At 71.9% G+C, this 17,914-nt stretch carries 17 protein-coding genes; 12 read left to right on the forward strand and 5 right to left on the reverse strand.

Annotated features, from left to right (window positions below; genetic code table 11):
- Complete coding sequence (locus ACGFR7_RS12300) at positions 1–450, reverse strand: gas vesicle structural protein GvpA (protein ID WP_393316823.1); 450 nt, start codon at positions 448–450, stop codon at positions 1–3.
- Between the two features lie 87 nt (positions 451–537).
- Positions 538–930, reverse strand: coding sequence for a gas vesicle protein (locus ACGFR7_RS12305; protein ID WP_393316825.1), 393 nt, complete (start codon positions 928–930; stop codon positions 538–540).
- Positions 931–1,222: 292 nt separating this feature from the next.
- Here ACGFR7_RS12305 and ACGFR7_RS12310 point away from each other — a divergent pair, with 292 nt between their 5' ends.
- Complete coding sequence (locus ACGFR7_RS12310; RefSeq protein ID WP_393316827.1) at positions 1,223–3,391, forward strand: SpoIIE family protein phosphatase; 2,169 nt, start codon at positions 1,223–1,225, stop codon at positions 3,389–3,391.
- A 75-nt stretch (positions 3,392–3,466) separates the two neighbouring features.
- Here the strand turns inward: ACGFR7_RS12310 and ACGFR7_RS12315 are convergent, their stop codons facing one another.
- On the reverse strand, positions 3,467–4,594 hold the full coding sequence (locus tag ACGFR7_RS12315; protein ID WP_393316830.1) for a PP2C family protein-serine/threonine phosphatase: 1,128 nt from the start codon (positions 4,592–4,594) through the stop codon (positions 3,467–3,469).
- A gap of 312 nt (positions 4,595–4,906) precedes the next feature.
- Between ACGFR7_RS12315 and ACGFR7_RS12320 the strand changes: the two genes are divergently transcribed.
- The 4 genes from ACGFR7_RS12320 to ACGFR7_RS12335 all read left to right on the forward strand — a co-directional run bounded on the left by ACGFR7_RS12320 (position 4,907) and on the right by ACGFR7_RS12335 (position 9,006).
- Positions 4,907–6,415, forward strand: a complete 1,509-nt coding sequence (locus ACGFR7_RS12320) for a glutamate synthase subunit beta (RefSeq protein ID WP_393316833.1) — start codon at positions 4,907–4,909, stop codon at positions 6,413–6,415.
- Between the two features lie 398 nt (positions 6,416–6,813).
- Complete coding sequence (gene dhaK / locus ACGFR7_RS12325; protein ID WP_393316835.1) at positions 6,814–7,806, forward strand: dihydroxyacetone kinase subunit DhaK; 993 nt, start codon at positions 6,814–6,816, stop codon at positions 7,804–7,806.
- 166 nt (positions 7,807–7,972) lie between these two features.
- A complete protein-coding gene (gene dhaL / locus ACGFR7_RS12330) occupies positions 7,973–8,569 on the forward strand; it encodes a dihydroxyacetone kinase subunit DhaL (protein ID WP_350256725.1) in 597 nt (198 codons plus the stop codon).
- Positions 8,566–9,006, forward strand: a complete 441-nt coding sequence (locus ACGFR7_RS12335) for a PTS-dependent dihydroxyacetone kinase phosphotransferase subunit DhaM (protein ID WP_393316838.1) — start codon at positions 8,566–8,568, stop codon at positions 9,004–9,006. The genes dhaL and ACGFR7_RS12335 overlap by 4 nt, the downstream gene beginning before the upstream one ends.
- A 37-nt stretch (positions 9,007–9,043) precedes the next feature.
- On the opposite strand, the gene ACGFR7_RS12340 is transcribed toward ACGFR7_RS12335, so the two are convergent.
- Positions 9,044–9,862 (reverse strand): SAM-dependent methyltransferase, encoded by an 819-nt coding sequence (locus ACGFR7_RS12340; protein ID WP_393316840.1) that lies wholly within the window; start codon positions 9,860–9,862, stop codon positions 9,044–9,046.
- A gap of 384 nt (positions 9,863–10,246) precedes the next feature.
- On the opposite strand from ACGFR7_RS12340, the gene ACGFR7_RS12345 reads away from it, so the two are divergent.
- Positions 10,247–10,891: an RNA polymerase sigma factor gene (locus ACGFR7_RS12345; RefSeq protein ID WP_393316843.1), complete on the forward strand. Its 645-nt coding sequence runs from the start codon at positions 10,247–10,249 to the stop codon at positions 10,889–10,891.
- 2 nt (positions 10,892–10,893) lie between these two features.
- On the forward strand, positions 10,894–11,646 hold the full coding sequence (locus tag ACGFR7_RS12350; RefSeq protein ID WP_393316846.1) for a hypothetical protein: 753 nt from the start codon (positions 10,894–10,896) through the stop codon (positions 11,644–11,646).
- 76 nt (positions 11,647–11,722) lie between these two features.
- Here ACGFR7_RS12350 and ACGFR7_RS12355 read toward each other — a convergent pair whose 3' ends face one another.
- Positions 11,723–12,145, reverse strand: a complete 423-nt coding sequence (locus ACGFR7_RS12355) for an STAS domain-containing protein (RefSeq protein ID WP_393316849.1) — start codon at positions 12,143–12,145, stop codon at positions 11,723–11,725.
- A 322-nt stretch (positions 12,146–12,467) separates the two neighbouring features.
- Here ACGFR7_RS12355 and ACGFR7_RS12360 point away from each other — a divergent pair, with 322 nt between their 5' ends.
- The 5 genes from ACGFR7_RS12360 (at position 12,468) to ACGFR7_RS12380 (ending at position 17,734) form a co-directional block, all read left to right on the forward strand.
- Positions 12,468–13,229: a DeoR/GlpR family DNA-binding transcription regulator gene (locus ACGFR7_RS12360; RefSeq protein WP_393316851.1), complete on the forward strand. Its 762-nt coding sequence runs from the start codon at positions 12,468–12,470 to the stop codon at positions 13,227–13,229.
- A gap of 285 nt (positions 13,230–13,514) precedes the next feature.
- On the forward strand, positions 13,515–14,897 hold the full coding sequence (locus tag ACGFR7_RS12365) for an ABC transporter substrate-binding protein (RefSeq protein ID WP_393316854.1): 1,383 nt from the start codon (positions 13,515–13,517) through the stop codon (positions 14,895–14,897).
- Positions 14,878–15,861 (forward strand): carbohydrate ABC transporter permease, encoded by a 984-nt coding sequence (locus ACGFR7_RS12370; RefSeq protein ID WP_393316857.1) that lies wholly within the window; start codon positions 14,878–14,880, stop codon positions 15,859–15,861. Before ACGFR7_RS12365 ends, ACGFR7_RS12370 begins: the two co-directional genes overlap by 20 nt.
- Positions 15,858–16,745 carry a carbohydrate ABC transporter permease gene (locus ACGFR7_RS12375; RefSeq protein ID WP_393316859.1) on the forward strand — a complete coding sequence of 296 codons (888 nt, stop codon included), beginning with the start codon at positions 15,858–15,860 and terminating at the stop codon, positions 16,743–16,745. Before ACGFR7_RS12370 ends, ACGFR7_RS12375 begins: the two co-directional genes overlap by 4 nt.
- Entirely contained in the window at positions 16,742–17,734 is a 993-nt protein-coding gene (locus ACGFR7_RS12380; protein ID WP_393316862.1) for a zinc-dependent alcohol dehydrogenase family protein, read from the forward strand. Before ACGFR7_RS12375 ends, ACGFR7_RS12380 begins: the two co-directional genes overlap by 4 nt.
- Positions 17,735–17,914: the final 180 nt, after the last annotated feature.

Consider the following 17,914-nt stretch of genomic DNA (forward strand, 5'->3'; position numbering starts at 1 on the left):
TCATTCCTTTCGGCGCCGGGCCGGCCGGCGAGCCGGGCGCTCGCGCCGCTCGGCGGGCTCCTTGTGCCTCTCCTCGCCCTCCTCGTCCCCGCCGCCCTTGAGGGCGTCGGTCACCGCTTCCGCGGCCCCGGACAGCGCGCCCTTGGCCTTGCCGTGCGAACCGCCCTCGGTGACCTCGCCGACGATGTCGGTCAGCTGGGAGGGCGCCTTGCGTCCCTCCTCCAGGTCGAGGCGGTTGCAGGCCTCGGCGAAGCGCAGGTAGGTGTCGACGCTCGCCACGACGATGCGGGCATCGATCTTGAGGATTTCGATACCCACCAGCGACACACGCACGAAGACGTCGATGACCAGCCCGCGGTCCAGGATCAGGTCGAGGATGTCGTAGAGATTTCCGGAGCCCCCTCCGCCGCCGGTGGCGACGGGTCCTCCGCCTTGCGGCACCACAGTCACGGTGCCTCCCTTCATCGGCTCACCCCGTCTGGTGCGGAGTGGCCGTGTCATTCGCCTGGCGAACGCTTAGCCACGGCAACCGGGGCCTCAACGCCGGTCGATCTGGCCTCGGGTGTAGCGGCGGGTGCGCTCGTACGCCACCAGCTCGCCCTCCTTGTCCAGTACCACCCGGTAGGTCGCCATCACGCTGGTGGTCGCGGGGACACGTTCCAGCTCCAGGACTTCCACGTCCGCCTGCCAGCCGTCCTCCGTCGGCTTCACCGAGGAGACGGACTCGGGCGCCCGGCCCAGCAGCTCTTCCAGTTGCTCGGCCGCGTACCGCATCGCACGTGGCGCGGATACGCGGCGGGCCGTGCGCTCCGTTTCGCTCTCGCGGCTGCCGGCCCGAACACTGCTGGTTTTCCTGGCGGTCTTCCTGGCGGTCTTCTTACCGGACGGACGCCGGATTTCTCCGGCCTCGTCCTCTTCGTCTGCGGCCATGTTCCCTCTCCGGAATCGGAGGCGACATGCTGCCCGCGCCGCTGCTACACGACGCCATTACATGATATACGGGCTCAGCACACCGCATCTTGGGCTGGTCAGGGCGCTACCGGGAGGTATCGGGCAATCTTCGGAGGGCCCGGCAACGAGTGCCGTGGGCCGGCCGGCGGCGTAACGTCGGGACTGTCCCGTCAGAGACGCCAGGACACAGACGTCCTGACGGTCTCGGCACGGGGAGGACCGGCGCGCCGGAGTGAGCCTCGATGGCACGACAGCTGTGTGCGGGTGTGCGATGACCGGCGGCGCCGGAGCCGACCCGGTGGGCCGGGAACTGCTGTGCGCGCTGCGGGAGACCGGAGCGTCGGCCGGCGGGCTGTATGAGCGGGCGGACGACGCGCCGGTGCTGCAGCTGACCGTCATGAGCGGGCTCCCGGCACCCTTCCTGGCGCCCTGGAGCCGGGTGGCGCTGGCGGCGCCGATCCCGGTCGCCGTCGCCTCGCGCGAACAGCGCGTGGTGTGGGCGGGCGGCCGGCGGCAGCTCTCCCGTGACTTCCCCCGTACCGCGGTGGCCGTGCCCTATGAGTTCTCGCTGGCGGCCGCGCCGGTCGGCACCACCACCGGCCCCCGGGGCGCGCTGCTGTTGCTGTGGCCGGCCGGCCACGCACCGCGGCTCTCGGCGGACGAGCGCGCGGCGATGGAAGCCTCGTGCCGACGCCTGGCGGCACTGCTGCGGGAACGCCCCCGGGCCGAAGGCTCCGCGCCCCCGGCCGGTGGCCCCGCTTCCCGGCCCGATGCGTCCGCTTCCGCGTCCGATGGGCCGCGGGTGCTGACCATCCCGCCGGCACGGACCGTGGGCCCGCACGAGGCGCTGGCAGCGGCCGACTTCCTGGAGCGGCTGCCCGGCGGCTGCTGCGCCCTCGACCTGGAAGGACGCATCACCCTGGTGACGACCGGCGCGGCCGGGCTGCTCGGTGAACCCGACACCCGGCTGATCGGCGCGCGCCCCTGGGAGATCCTGCCGTGGCTGCGCGACCCGGCCTTCGAGGACCGCTACCGCGCCGCGGTGATCAGTCGGCGGCCGGTGTCGTTCACCGCCTGCCGGCCACCGGGTCAGTGGCTCACCTTCCGGCTGTTCCCGGACGGCAGGGGCCTGAGCGTGTGGATCAGCCCCTCGGGCAAGGACCACAGCCCGGTGGAGCCGTATCCCACACCGGCGGACACCATGCCCGCACGGGCCGGCCAGGTCTACCACGTGCTGCATCTTTCGGCCGCCCTCACCGAGGCGGTGGGGGTCCAGGACGTCGTCGACCTCGTCGCCGACCAGATCGTGCCGGCGTTCGGGGCCCAAGGCGTGATCATGTACTCCGCGGAGGGGGGCCGGCTGCGGACCATCGGCCATCGCGGCTACTCCGCCGAGGCCGTCGCCGCCTTCGAAGGCGTCGCCCTCGGCGCCGCCGTCACCCCCGCCGCCCATGCCCTCGCCACCGGGGAACCCAGCTTCTACACCACCCGCGAGGACATGGAACGCGATTACCCGGGGCTGCCGCATCTGACCGGCAAGGCGGCCCGGGCGGTGCTGCCGCTGATCGTGTCCGGCCGCCCGGTCGGCTGCTGCATCCTCTCGTACACCCGGCCCCGTACGTTCAGCCAGGACGAGCGCCAGGTCCTCACCTCACTCGCGGGCCTGATCGCCCAGGCGCTCGACCGTGCCCGCCTGTACGACACCAAGCAGGAACTGGCGCACGACCTGCAGGCCGCCCTGCTGCCGCACGGCCTGCCCCGCGTACCGGGCTTCGCCGTCGCCGCCCGCTATTTGCCGGCGACCCGCGGTATGGACATCGGCGGCGACTTCTACGATCTGATCCGCCTCGACGACGACAGCATCGCCGCCGTCATCGGCGATGTGCAGGGCCACAACGCGGCCGCCGCCGCCTTCATGGGGCAGGCCCGCACCGCCGTCCGCGCGTATGCGACCGCCGGCGCCTCCCCCGCCGAGGTGCTGGCGCGGACCAACCGGTTGCTGGCCGACCTGGACCCGGATCTGTTCACCAGCTGTCTGTACGTCCATATCGACCTGCGCACACGGCGGGCGTGCCTGGCCGGCGCCGGCCATCCGCCGCCGCTGCTGCGCCACCCCGACCGGCACACCACGGTGCTGCACATCCCTCCGGGGCTGCTCCTGGGCGTCGAGCCCGGCGCCCGGTACACCGCCACGGAGATCACCCTGCCGCCGAAGTCCGTACTGGCCCTGTACACCGACGGCCTGGTCGAAACGCCGGGCATCGATCCGGAGCACTCCGTCGCCGCCCTCGCCCGGCGCCTCAACGACGCGCCGCCGGTGGGTCCGGAACGCCTCGCCGACGCCCTCCTGGAATGCCGGCAGGACGATACGGAACGGCAGGACGACGTGGCCCTGATACTGCTCGCCGCCTTGCCGGCCGGGCCGGTCACACCCGGCTGACCCGCCGGTCGCACCGCCTGACCCGCCCCGTGCACCTGCCTGCCCCCGGCGGAGGACATGTGGCGTTGCGTCAGTTCAGTGGCACGCAGGGGAGTTTGCCGACAAGGACGGCAAGGACGCACCACGCCGGGTGACCGCCAGGATGGCCATGTCGTCCTGGTGGTGGTCCCCGGTCCAGCGGCCGACGTCCTTGGTCAGGGCCTCCACCAGCGCCTCCGGTTCGGTGAACCGTCTGCCCATGCGGCGCGAGGAGGCCGGATCGTAGAAGGTGCCCGCCGCGTCCCTGGCCTCGGTGACACCGTCGGTGACCAGCAGCAGTGAGGCACCCAGGGGCAGCCGCACCATATCGGTGGGAGCGGAGCCGGCCGGCGTGGCGTCCCCCAGCCCCATACCGAGAGGCAGCTGCGGGAGCGTCGGGTCGAGCCGTACGAGCTGCCCGCCGTGGACCAGGTACGGCGGCGGATGCCCGCGGTTGACCAGGCTCAGCGCCCCGCCGTCGTCGGACACCTCGGCCAGCACGGCGGTGGTGAAGCCTTCGGTGGAGGCCACCGGGCCGCTCCTGGCCGCGGCCCTGGCCATGGCCTCGTCCAGCCGCTGGACCAGTGCGGCCAGGGTGGGAGCGTACTCGGCCTCCTGACGGAAGGCGCCGATGGCGACGGACACGGCGGCGACGGCCTCCATCCCTTTGCCCCGCACATCCCCGATGATCATTCGCACCCCGAACGGCGTCTCCTGCACCGCGTAGAGATCACCGCCGATCCGCGCCTCGGCCTGCGCCGCGGTGTACCCGGCAGCCACCGCCAGCGGCCCGACCTCCCGGGGCGGATCGGGAAGCACCGCGCGCTGGACCGCCTCCGCGACATCCCTGGCCAGGGCGAGGTCGCGCCCTTGACGCAGCAGCAGCCGGTTGACCGCGAGTGCCAGCACACCGATCAGGCCGACCACGGCCAGATCGACATACCGAGCCGTCGCCGGACGCCCGCGTTCGAGATCCAGTCCCACCGAGACCACACAGGCGACACCCACGACGACGCACGCCGAACGGAAGGAGAGCATCGCCCCCGCGACCAGCGGTGCGGCGGCCAGCAGCGGGAGGCCCATGTACGGCTGGGGTGAGAAGAGGTTCAGCAGGACGCCGGCCAGGAGGGCCAGGGCCGCGAGCGTCCACGCCCCCGTCACCGGCGTGGGCTGCAAGCTCTTCACCGTGCACCTCTCGCTGCCGGGCCGCGCGTGACGCGGAAGATACGCGAGACCTCCCGATGGATTCACATATACGCCTTGTGGGCCGGATGCGCCCGCCGCTGGAACGGGGGGACGGGACGGGGAGCCGGCGCGGCCCGTGGCCGGGACGCGGCGGCCCCCTCTCCCGGGCGAGGTCCCCCCTCCAGGACGCAGTCCACGCTCCGGGGCGCGGTCCCCGCACCGTGAGCCCTCGACCGATGAAACCGGGACAAAGCAGGCGTAGGCTGACCTGAACCGCCGTATTGCACCGCGAGTGAGCGAGGGAGGCGGGGTATGACCGATCCTCGCGGCTTCCTCAAGTTCCCCCGCCGGCCCGTCCCGCCGCGCCCCGTCGAGGAACGGCTGAACGACTGGGACGAGGTCTACGCCGGGCAGGCACTGCTCCCGCTGGTGTCCGAGCAGGCGGACCGCTGCATGGACTGCGGCATACCGTTCTGTCACAGCGGCTGCCCCTTGGGAAACCTCATCCCCGAGTGGAACGCGTACGCGGCGCGGGGCGACTGGCGGGCCGCGGCCGAGCGGCTGCACGCGACGAACAACTTCCCCGAGTTCACCGGCCGGCTGTGCCCGGCGCCGTGCGAGGCCGCCTGCGTGCTGGCCCTCAACGCCGATCCGGTGACGATCAAAAATGTCGAGGAGACCATCGCCGACGAGATCTGGGAGCGCGGCTATGCGGCGCCGCATCCGCCGGAGCGGCTGAGCGGGAAGACCGTCGCGGTCATCGGCTCCGGCCCCGCGGGGCTGGCGGCGGCACAACAGCTCACCCGTATCGGCCATACCGTCGTGGTCTACGAACGCGCCGACCGCATCGGCGGGCTGCTGCGCTACGGCATCCCCGCATTCAAGATGGCCAAGCGGCATCTGGACCGCCGCATCGAGCAGATGCGGGCGGAGGGCACCAAGTTCCGCACCGGCGTGGACGTCGGCAGCGATGTCGACGCCACCGAGCTCCGCAGGCGCCATGACGCGGTGGTCGTCGCCGTCGGAGCCACCGAACAGCGGGAGCTGCCCGTGCCCGGCCGCGAGCTGTACGGCATCCACCAGGCCATGGACTACCTGCCCCTCGCCAACCGGGTCGTGGAGGGCGACTACGCCCTGCCCCCGGTCACCGCGGAGGGCAAGCACGTGGTGATTGTCGGGGGCGGGGACACCGGCTCGGACTGCCTGGGCACCGCCCTGCGCCAGGGCGCGGCCTCCGTCGTGCAGCTGGACATCAACCCGGAGCCGGGCGATGCCCGGCCGGACCGCGAGCCCTGGCCCGTCTATCCGAAGGTCTACCGGATCTCCCATGCCCATGAGGAGGCCCGGGGCCGGGAGGGCACGGATCCGAGGGTCTTCTCCTCCGCCACCCTCCACTTCGAAGGGACCACGGCCGGCCAGGTGTGCGCGCTGCGCCTGACGGAGGTGGAGCCCACGGCCAGAAGGCCGCGGCCGGAGACCGAGCGGGTGATCCCGGCGGAGCTGGTACTGCTCGCCCTGGGCTTCTCCGGGCCCGAGCGGGGCAGCGGCCTGATCCGGCAGCTGGGGCTCACGCTGGACGAACGGGGGAACTTCGCCCGGGACGGCGGCTTCGCGGCCGAGGCGGCAGGGACCGCCGGGCGGACCGCTCCCACCGGTCCGGACGGGGTTTTCGTCGCGGGCGACGCGGGGCGCGGCCAGTCCCTGGTGGTGTGGGCCATCGCCGAGGGACGGGCCACCGCGGCGGCCGCGGACCGGTATCTGACCGGCTCCACCGCGCTTCCCGCCCCGATCGGCCCCTGCGACCGGCCCCTGGTGGCCTGACGCCACGGGGAGCCGTCGCCGCTCGCGTGCCGCGGGGGTTGACGAGAGGCCCCGTGTGCGGATCGATGGTTTTACCCGGCACCGGACCAGGGAAGCAGCGCAGTCACCACGCCACACTGAGCACAACGACACCAGCACGCAACAGTGCCCCCAGCGCCCACCTCGCCCGATACTTGCACCACCGAGTCCCGGCACGTCGGAGGCCGAAGCGAACATGACTGACGGCCTGTCAGCAGGGTGTGAGGTCCGCCGGGCCCGGCCTCGGCCCGGCGGACCCCGCCCCCCTCACCCCTGTCGGAAAACGCCGGAGCATGTCAAGATCGGCACAGCTCGACACCCCACCTGACCTGGAAGAACGTCACTCAAAGCTCGCCTGCTCAAGTCACCGGGAGGTACCCATGAAGATGCTGATCAACGTCGCCGAGACCGTGGTCGCCGATGCGCTGCGCGGGATGGCCGCGGCGCACCCCGAATTGGTGGTGGACGCCGAGAACCGGGTGATCGTGCGACGGGACGCGCCGGTGGAGGGGAAGGTGGCGCTGTTGTCCGGGGGCGGCAGCGGGCACGAGCCGCTGCACGGGGGGTTCGTCGGGCCCGGGATGCTGGATGCCGCCTGCCCGGGCGAGATCTTCACCTCGCCGGTGCCCGATCAGATGGTGCGGGCCGCCGCGGCCGTGGACAGCGGCAACGGGGTGCTGTTCATCGTCAAGAACTACACCGGGGACGTACTCAACTTCCAGATGGCGGCGGAGCTGGCGGAGGACGAAGGGGTGCAGGTGGCCAGCGTGCTCGTCAATGACGATGTCGCGGTGACCGACTCGACGTTCACGGCGGGGCGGCGCGGCACCGGGGCGACGCTCTTCGTGGAGAAGATCGCCGGTGCCGCCGCGGACGAGGGCATGCCGCTGGAGCGGGTGGAGGCGCTGGCCCGGCAGGTCGTGGCGTCGTCGCGCAGCTTCGGTGTGGCGCTGAGCGCCTGTACGACCCCGGCCAAGGGCACTCCGACGTTCGATCTCCCGTCCGGGGAGCTGGAGTTGGGGGTCGGGATCCACGGCGAGCCGGGTCGGGAGCGCCGCGCGATGATGACCTCGCGCGAGATCGCGGACTTCACCGTGGACGCGATCCTGGAGGACCTGGATCCGAGGCTGCCGGTGCTGGTGCTGGTCAACGGCATGGGGGCGACCCCGCTGCTGGAGCTGTACGGATTCAACGCCGAGGTCCGCCGGGTGCTCGACGAGCGGGGGGTGGCGGTGGCCCGCACGCTCGTGGGGAACTATGTGACGTCGCTGGACATGGCCGGCTGCTCGGTGACGCTGTGCCAGGTCGACGGGGAACTGCTGCGGCTGTGGGACGCGCCGGTGCAGACGCCCGGGCTGCGCTGGGGGCGGTGACACCGCGGCCGTGCCCGCTCCGCAGGGTCCGCGGCGGGACGGCATCCGTCTTTGTATCTCTGTCCGTAGGGGGCCGCAGGCCGGTATCGGCTGCCTGTGGCCGTACGGCTCCGCTTTCTTCACTCCGTGCCCGAACAACCAAGGAGAGTAGTCCGTGTCCGAAACGGTGCTGGATGCCGCGTTCTTCGTACGCTGGATGACGGCGGCCGCCGCCGTCATCGACCGGGAGGCCGACCGGCTCACCGAGCTGGACTCGCCCATCGGTGACGCCGACCACGGAAGGAACATGCAGCGCGGCTTCACGGCCGTGGTCAAGACCTTGGAGGCGGAGCCGCCGGCGACGCCCGGTGCGGTGCTGACCACCGCCGGACGGCAGTTGATCTCCAGTGTGGGCGGGGCGTCCGGGCCGCTGTACGGGACGCTGCTGCGGCGCGCCGGCAAGGCGCTGGGCGAGGCGGCGCACGTGTCGGCCGAGGAGTTGCGGTCGGGGCTGGCCGCCGGGGTGGATGCGGTGGGGCAGCTCGGCGGATCGGCGCCGGGGGACAAGACGATGCTCGATGCGCTGGTGCCGGGTGTCACGGCGCTGTCGGCCTCCTTCGACGCGGCGGCGGAAGCGGCCGGGCAGGGCGCACTGTCGACCGTACCGATGCAGGCCAGGAAGGGCAGGGCGAGCTACCTCGGGGAACGCAGCATCGGGCATCAGGACCCGGGGGCGACCTCCTCGGCGCTGCTGTTCGCGGCGCTTGCGGAGGTGGCGAAGTGAGCGCGCAGACGGCAGGCGGTACGGCCGGCGGCGGGGGTGCGCCGGTCGGGGTGGTGCTGGTGTCGCACAGCGGGCCGGTCGCGGATTCCGTGGCGACGCTGGCGCTCGGACTGGCCGGCGACGGGGTCACGGTGCCGGTGGCCGGCGCGGGCGGTACACCGGACGGCGGGCTGGGGACGAGTGCGGAGCTGATCACCAAGGCGGCGCGGACGGTGGACCGCGGAGCGGGCGTGGCGATCCTGGTCGATCTGGGCAGCGCCGTACTGACCGTCAAGGCCCTGATCGCCGAGGGGGACGAACTCCCCGCGGGCGCCCGGCTGGTGGACGCACCGCTGGTCGAGGGCGCGGTGGCCGCCGTCGTCGCCGCGTCGGCCGGGGCGGACATCGACGCGGTCGTGGCGGCGGCCGGGGAGGCGTACGGCTACCGCAAGGAGTGAAGCGCCGGGAAGGAGAGGCCGCCCGCTCCCGCGGGGTTCAGGGTTTGCGGGCGACACCCGCGTAGCAGGCGGCCTCCGCGTCGGTGACATGGGTGGCGTCCTCGGGACGGTCGGGGCGCCACTGGTGGGAGAGGGTGACGCCCGGTTCCAGTAGCTCCCAGCCGTCGAAGAAGCGCAGGAAGTCGGCGCGGGAGCGGAACTGGAGCCGGGTGCCCGCGGCACCGTAGATCTTGATGATCTTGCCCATCGCCCCGGGGTCGAAGTCCGCCGTCGCATGGCTCATGGCCAGGGTGCTGCCGGACGGAAGGGCGGCCTTGAGGGTGTCGACGATGGTGTGGGCGTGGTCCCGGCCGTCGTCCGGGACGAAGTGCATCAGGGCGTTCAGGCTGAGCGCGACCGGACGGTTCAGGTCGAGGGTGTCGAGGAGCTGCGGCGCCTCGATGATGCCGGCCGGGTCGGTGACATCGGCCTGGACGTAGGCGGTACGTCCCTCGGAGGTGCTGAGCAGGAGGGCCGCCGCGTGCGCGAGGACGATCGGGTCGTTGTCGGTGTAGACGACCCGGGCGCCGGCGGCGATGCCCTGGGCGACCTCGTGGAGGTTCGGCGGGGTGGGGATGCCGGTGCCGATGTCGAGGAACTGCCGCATACCGGATTCGGCGAGGACGCGGGTGGCGCGGTGCATGAACTCACGGTTGATGCGGGCGGCGACCAGCGCGGCGGGGAAGGCGCTCAGCACCTCCCCGGCGGCCACCCGGTCGGCCAGAAAGTTGGTCTTGCCGCCCAGCAAGTAGTCATAGATCCGGGACGAATGCGCCCGGTCCAGCTGAAGATCCACCACGGATCCGTGCTCGCTCATCGTCTGCTGCCTCCCCAGTACGGCACCCCGCCCCGGCACGCTTCCTCGGCGTGCGATGACGCCGGCTTTGCGCACCGCGCACTCCGGCGGCGCATCAACCGACGCCGTGCGCCCGGCTGTTGGAGCACTGCCCCGTACGTGCCGGATCATGCCGGGGCGCACCCGGCGGGATTCCGGGCGGGCGGCACGATCGGCGCCGCCGGTCGTCACATGCCAGGGTCACGCGTAGTCATATGAATACGCAGCGGCAGATTTTTGCCCGGCCGATGCCACAAACGGGCTCCCTTTCCGGTTCATTGGAGGGTGAGGACCAACCATCCTCCCGCGGCCGGCGGCGCTTCGGCGCCCGGCTCGGTGCACGGCGAAACGGAACGAGGACTGCTCGTGAGCGCAGACCGGGACCGACTGCAACCGGCGTGCGCTCCGGCGCATGTCCATACGGCGGAGTTAGCTCCACTCCCCCGCGGTTCGCTCCCGGCCGTCACGCCGGACCCGTTCGACCGCCAGCTGTCGATCACCTTCGAGGCCTTCCTGGCCACGCATGCACGCAAATGGCTGACGTATGCCTATCTGCACACCGGCAGCGAGGCCGCGGCCCGTGAGGTGACCCGGGCGGCGTACGGCCGGCTCGGCCGGCTGTGGCCGCATGCGCTGCGGCAGGCGTCGGTGGAGGCGTACGCCTGGTCGGTCCTCAAGGAACGGGTGGTGGAGTGGCTGTACGACCACCAGCAGCCCACCGCCCTCACCGAGACCGCCGCGTTCGCCGTCGTCACCCACGCCCTGCTGCGCGAGTGCCAGCAGCAGTTCGCCCTGCTGGAGAGCCAGTTGGGGCTGTATGCGGCCATCGCCCGGCTGCCGGAGCGGCAGTGCGATGTGATCGTGCTGCGCCATGTCATCGGGTACAGCGACGCACAGATCGGCTCCTTGCTCGGCGTCGATGAAGTCACCGTCCGCTCCTACGCGAGCCGCGGCAAGCGCAAGCTCGCCGCCGCGCTCGGTATCGACCAGGGACATTGCAGGGGGAACTGACCATGTCGCACATCTGCCCCGCCGGCCGCCGGGAAACCGTCGAGACGCTGCTCGCCGCCGCGGCGGCGGTATCCGGTTTCGACGGTCCGGCTCGGTTTTGTGACCTCGATGACGCGGGGGTGCCCGGCGGCCTCGGAGCCTGCCTGCGGACGGCGGCAGCGACGCCGGACGGTCCGCCGACGGCCGAGCGGCCGGTCCGGGCCGGACAGGGCGCGCCCAGCACCTACGCCAGCGCCCGCGACGAGGCCACCCATGAGCTCCAGCTGGCCTGTGCGCTGGTCGTCAATGCGGCGGCGGCCGCGGCGAGCCTGGAACGGCTGGTCAACGACCACCACATCGACCCCGAAGGCGCACTGGTCTTTGCCTGTCTGCTGCACATCACCGGGCGCCAGGACGCGGCCCATTTCTGGTGGCACTTCGGCGCCGGCGCCGGGAGCCGGACCGCCGCTTACTGTCTGTACCTCTCCCACCGCCGCAACGGCGAGTACCGCGACGCCGCCTACTGGCGCGAACAGGCCGCGCATGCGCCCGACGAGGAGTGCCGGTCGGCGGCCGCGTTCGACGAGAAGCAGCTGCTGCCGGACGCGGCCCGCCACAACCTTCTCGTCCAGTGGCACAGCGGACTCGCCCCGACCCTGCCGAGCGCTCTGGAGAATGTGATCAACCGGCTCGTGGTGGACAGCGACGACGAGGATTTCGGTGAGATCCCCCGCCCCTCCCCCACGCTCGTCCGGGACCTCGGCCGGGCCCGGTAGCGACGCCACGCCACCGCCTGGCGACACCACGCCACCGGCCCGCCCCAGGCCGCCGGTCCGCCCCAGGCCGCCGGCCTCATGAGCCGGCCGGCCCCTCCTTCGGGTCCTCCGCCACCGGCGGCCACGCCGGGCGGCTGGCGTCGGGAACCGTGGCCAGCGCATGGCCGACGGTGGGGAAGCACGAGAAGACATTGAGGGACTGGGTGCCGACCAGCAGGCGCAGCATCCGTACGCCGAGCGAGGCCAGCAGCAGCCTGCCCTCCAGGCGTCGGCACAGCCATTCCAGAGCGAGCAGGCAGCTCAGCCCGCGGGAGTCACAGAAGCGCAGCGCGGTCAGATCGAGCACCAGGAAGCGGTGCCCGGCCGACACCACCGAGCGTGCCTCGGCGAGAAACGCCTGCTCGGTCCGGAGGTCCAGGTCTCCACTGACGCGCAGGACCGCGCACTCCTCCGCCTGCACGATCGCAGTGACCGCCAACGACCGCATCTCCGAGCTCATGCCGTCCAGACTAAGCGCCACGGTCCGCGGCACCACCGCTGCGGCCCTCCGGCGCACAACGGGCCACCCCGCGCGCCCCGGCCTCCTGGGCCCGTACGGACCCGCTACCAGGGCGTTACGGGCACCCGTTCGTGCAGGTGACCAAGGTGACAGCGCCCGCAGGCGGACAGAAACGGTCAAGTTTTCCGCCGTCGCGGGCAGCCTTTCGCACCTCTCTGGTTGCTATAAACCTGATGCGGGCGGAAACGGGCAGTCCCGTGACCGAACGGAATCCGGAAACAGTCGGATTCCGGAAGCCATCAGAATTCGGGCAGGAGTGATCATGAGGGCTGAGGAACGCCAGCACCGCATCCTCGCGCTCGCCCGGCAGTCCGGCCGGGTCGAGGTCGCCGATGCCGCGGCGGAATTCGGGGTCGCCCGCGAGACCGTACGGCGCGATCTGAGTGAGCTGGAGCGCCGGGGCCTGATCCGGCGTACGCACGGTGCGGCCTATCCGGTCGAGAGCGCCGGCTTCGAGACCACGCTGGCCCGGCGGGAGACCCAGCAGGTGGAGGAGAAACGACGGATCGCGGCGGCCGCCGCCGCACTGGTGGGCGAGGCCGAGACGGTATTCGTCGACGAGGGCTACACCCCCGAGCTGGTGGCCACGCTGCTGCCCACCGACCGTCCGCTGACCGTGATCACCGCGTCGCTGCGCACCGCGTCGCTGATCGCGGCGTCCGAGTCGACCACCGTCCTGCTGGCCGGCGGGCGGGTGCGCTCAGGCACCCAGGCGACTGTCGGCTCCTGGGCCCGGGACATGCTCGCCCGGTTCGTGATCGACCTGGCGTTCCTGGGGGCGAACGGCATCTCCCGGGAGCACGGTCTGACCACCCCGGACCCGGCGGTCGCGGAGGTGAAGGAGCAGGCCGTCCGCTCCTCGCGGCGGCGGGTGCTGGTCGGGGTGCACAGCAAGTTCGGCGCCAGCAGTTTCTGCCGGTTCGCCGAGGTGCGTGACTTTGACGCGATCGTCACCGACGTGGGGCTGTCCGCGCCGGAGGCACATCGCTATTCGCTCCTGGGGCCGCAGGTGCTCCGGGTCTGACCGGGACGGGGCCACCCGGACGATTTCGGCCACCGGCCCGGCACACCACATCCCCCCACAACTGACCGCCGTCGGCCGCCCCCGGCCGACGGACGGCTCCCCGGCGTACCCGCAGGACGGCGTCGTACGCCCCGGACCCGGCGCGGGTGCGTCCTCGCCGGGCCTCCCCGTCCGCCGTCACCGCCCCTCGTCCCTGTCCCCTCCCCCCGTCCCCTCGTCCCCTCCCCTCCCCCGTTCCCCTCCTCTCCTCGTCCCCCTCCCCGTCCCCCCAGAAAGGCACGAGCCGTGAGAGCAAGATCCCCCGGACCAGGCCGCGGCGGCCGCTCCCGAGTGCTGACCGCCCTCGCCGTCGCCGCCGCCCTGGCGGTGTCCACCACCGGCTGCTATCGCGGCGCCGGCGATGCGGGCAACGACAGCCGTCACACCATCAACGTCTTGATGGTCAACAACCCGCAGATGGTGGATCTGCAGCGGCTCACCGCCGAGCACTTCACCAAGGAGACCGGCATCAAGGTCCACTTCACCGTGCTGCCGGAGGGCGATCTGCGCGACAAGATGAGCCAGGACTTCTCCAGCCAGGCCGGGCAGTACGACGTGGCCAGCGTGAGCAACTACGAGACGCCCATCTACGCCCGCAACGGCTGGCTCGCCCCGCTCGGTGAACGGGCCGCCAAGGACCGCACCTTCGACCAGGGCGACATCCTCAAGCCGGTCCGCTCCTCCCTCACCGCCGACGGCAAGGTCTATGCGGAGCCCTTCTACGGCGAGTCGTCCTTCCTGATGTACCGCAAGGACCTCCTCAAGGCCGCCGGGGTGACCATGCCCGCCCGGCCCACCTGGCACCAGGTCGCCGCACTGGCCGCCAAGCTGGACGGCTCCCGCAAGGGGCTGAAGGGCATCTGTCTGCGCGGCCAGCCCGGCTGGGGCCAGCTGGCGGCCCCGCTGACCACCGTCGTCAACACCTTCGGCGGCACCTGGTTCGCCAAGGACTGGCAGCAGCAGGTCGACAGCCCCGAGTTCACCAAGGCCACCCGGTTCTACGTCGGTCTGGTGCGGGCACACGGCCAGGCGGGCGCCCCGCAGGCCGGCTACACCGAATGCCTCAACGACATGCAGCAGGGCAAGGTCGCCATGTGGTACGACGCGACGGCCGGCGCCGGATCGCTGGAGAGCGGCGGATCCAAGGTCGCGGGCAAGGTCGGCTACGCACCGGCCCCGGTGGAGCGGACCCGTGACGCGGGCTGGCTCTTCACCTGGGCGTGGGGCGTGCAGAAGGCCAGTACGCACCAGGACGCGGCCTGGCGGTTCATCCGCTGGGCCTCGGGCAAGGGCTACGAGCGGCTGGTGGGCCGCGAACTGGGCTGGTCGAGGGTGCCCGGCGGCAAGCGGGCCTCCCTCTACCGCAACCCCGAGTACGCCAAGGAGGCCGGGGCGTTCGCCGGCCCGACCGAGCGTGCGATCAGCTCGGCCCGGCCCGGCGACCCCGGCGTACAGCCGCGGCCCGCCCCCGGGATCCAGTTTGTCGGCATCCCCGAGTTCGCCGACCTGGGGACCAAGGTCTCGACCGAGATCAGCGCGGCCATCGCCGGCAAGCAGAGCGTGCCCGAGGCCCTGAAGAAGAGCCGGCGGCTCGCGCAGGAGGTGTCCGATGCCTACACGCACCACTGAACCGGCCCCCACGGCCGACGCGGCCGTCGCGCGCCGCGCCGGCGGTACGGACGCCCGCGCCCGCCGCACCGAGCGGGCCAAGAACTGGGCCCGGCGCGCGCCGCTGCTCCCCGCGCTGGTCTTCCTCGTCGTCGTCACCCAACTCCCGTTCCTGGCCACCGTGGTGATCTCCTTCACCCGCTGGAACGCACTGGCCCCGGACAACCGCGGCTTCGCCGCTCTCGACAACTACCGCGCGGTGTTCACCGACCCGGCGATGCGGGCCTCGGTGGGCACCACGGTGCTGCTGACCGTGACCGTGGTGCTGGTCAGCCTGCTGCTCGGGCTCGGCCTGGCGCTGCTGCTCGACCGTGGCTTCCGCGGGCGCGGCATCGTCCGCACCCTGCTCATCACGCCGTTCCTCATCGTGCCGGTCGCCTCCGCGCTGCTGTGGAAGCATGCGCTGTACAACGCCTCGTACGGGCTGCTCAACGGCTCGCTGACCTGGATATGGCGGCTGTTCGGCAGCGAGCATCCGCCGCAGCCGGACTGGATGACCGACTCGCCGCTGGCCGCGGTGGAGGCATCGCTGATCTGGCAGTGGACGCCGTTCATGATGCTGATCCTGCTGGCCGGGCTGCAGAGCCGGGCGTCGGACGCCGTCGAGGCGGCACGGATGGACGGTGCCTCCGCCTTCGACATCTTCCGCTATCTGACCCTGCCGCATCTGCGCCGCTACCTCGAACTGGCCGCGCTGCTGGGCACGGTGTACGTGGTGCAGAACTTCGACGCGGTGTTCACCATCACGTCCGGCGGCCTGGGCACCGCCAACCTTCCGTACACCATCTACCAGACCGTCTACCAGTCCCATGATTACGGACGGGCGTCCGCGCAGGGCGTGGTCGTGGTGCTGTGTTCGCTGCTGGTGGCGACCTTCGCACTGCGCACCGTGTCGTCCCTGCTGCGCGAGGAGGTCACGTCATGACCACCCTGTCCACACCGTCCCGGGCCCGCGGCCTCGCCGGGCCGCCCGCCGCGCGGCGCCGTCGGCGTACCGGCAGCCTGCTGGGCCTGGCGGCCTGGCTGTGCGGCCTCGCCTTCTTCCTGCCCGTCGCCTGGATGGTGCTGACCTCCTTCCACAGCGAGACGGACGCGGCGACCAACCCGCCCAGTGTCGGCGCCGGGATCAGCCTGCACGGCTACCGCGAGTTCTTCGGGGCGACGGGTGGCGGTGTCAGCCCCTGGCCCCCGCTGATCAACTCGCTGACCGCCTCCGTCGTCTCCACCCTGCTGGTGCTGCTGCTGGCGGTGCCCGCCGCCTACGCCCTGGCCATCAAACCGGTGCGCAAGTGGAGCGATGTGCTCTTCTTCTTCCTCTCCACCAAGATGCTGCCGCTGGTGGCCGGGCTGCTGCCGGTCTACCTCGTCGCGCAGAACACCGGGATGCTCGACAGCATCTGGCTGCTGGTCATCCTCTACACCTCGATGAACCTGCCGATCGCGGTGTGGATGATGCGCTCGTTCCTCGCCGAGGTTCCGGTGGAGATGCTGGAGGCCGCCTCGATCGACGGGGCGGGGCTGACCACCACCCTGACCCGGATCGTCGCGCCGGTCGCGATGCCGGGGATCGCGGCAACGGCCCTGATCTCCTTCATCTTCAGCTGGAACGAGCTGCTGTTCGCCCGGGTCCTGACCGGCGTCGTGGCCGGTACCTCGCCGGTGTTCCTGACCGGACTCGTGACCAGCCAGGGCCTGTTCCTGGCCAAGGTGTGCGCCGCCGCCACCGTCATCTCCCTCCCGGTGCTCATCGCCGGGTTCGCCGCCCAGGACAAACTGGTCCAGGGCCTGTCGCTTGGAGCCGTGAAATGAAAGCCGCAGTGATCAGCGCCCCCGGCAAGGTCGAGGTCACCACCGTCGAGGACCCGGCGCCGGGCCCCCGCGAGGTCGTGGTCTCCGTCGCCGCCTGCGGGCTGTGCGGCACCGATCTGCACATCCTCCAGGGCGAGTTCGCGCCCACGCTGCCCGTCGTGCCGGGTCATGAGTTCGCCGGTACGGTCGTGGCACGGGGCAGCGCGGTCACCGAACTCACCGAGGGCGACCGGGTGGCTGTCGACCCCTCCCTCTACTGCCACGAGTGCCACTACTGCCGCATCGGCCGCAACAACCTCTGTGAGCGATGGGCTGCCATCGGGGTGACCACGGCGGGCGGCGCCGCCGAGTTCGCCGTCGCCCCGGTCGCGAACTGCGTCAAGCTGCCCGATCACGTCCGTACCGAGGACGCGGCCCTGATCGAGCCGCTGTCCTGCGCCGTACGCGGCTACGACATCCTGCGCTCGGCACAACTGGGCACCAGTGTCCTGATCTACGGCTCGGGCACGATGGGCCTGATGATGCTCGAACTCGCCAAGCGCACCGGCGCTGCCGGGGTCGATGTGGTCGACATCAACCCCGCGCGGCTGGCCACCGCCCGCACCCTGGGCTGCAGCAACGCGGCCGGTTCCGCCGACGAGCTGGACCGCCCGCGCGGCTGGGACGTGGTCATCGACGCCACCGGCAACGAGCACGCCATCCAGGACGCCCTGGGACGGGTCGGCAAGGGCGGCACCTACCTCCAGTTCGGCGTCGCCGACTACGCGGCGCGCGCCACCATCGAGCCCTACCGCATCTACAACCAGGAGATCACCATCACCGGCTCGATGGCCGTGCTGCACAGCTACGAACGCGCCGCGGAGCTCTTCGGGGCCGGCGCCCTGGACCCGGAGGTCTTCATCAGCGACCGCCTCCCGCTGGACCACTACGCCGAGGCGCTGGCCCGCTTCCGGGCCGGCGAGGGGAGGAAGATCGTCGTACGGCCCTGAGCGGAGCCCGGGGCGGTCCTCGGGGGCCGCCCCGGGGGCGGGGCGGGCGCCAACTCGGAGACAGACGCGGGGACATGCGGCAATCCTGGCCGCACAGCCGTTGGTTGACAGTTCCTGCACCCGCGCGACAGCATCCGGCGGTGGAGATCACCAGGCTCACCCCAGCGGAACGCCGTGTCT

The organism is Streptomyces sp. NPDC048516, assembly GCF_043199875.1.
Lineage (GTDB): Bacteria > Actinomycetota > Actinomycetes > Streptomycetales > Streptomycetaceae > Streptomyces.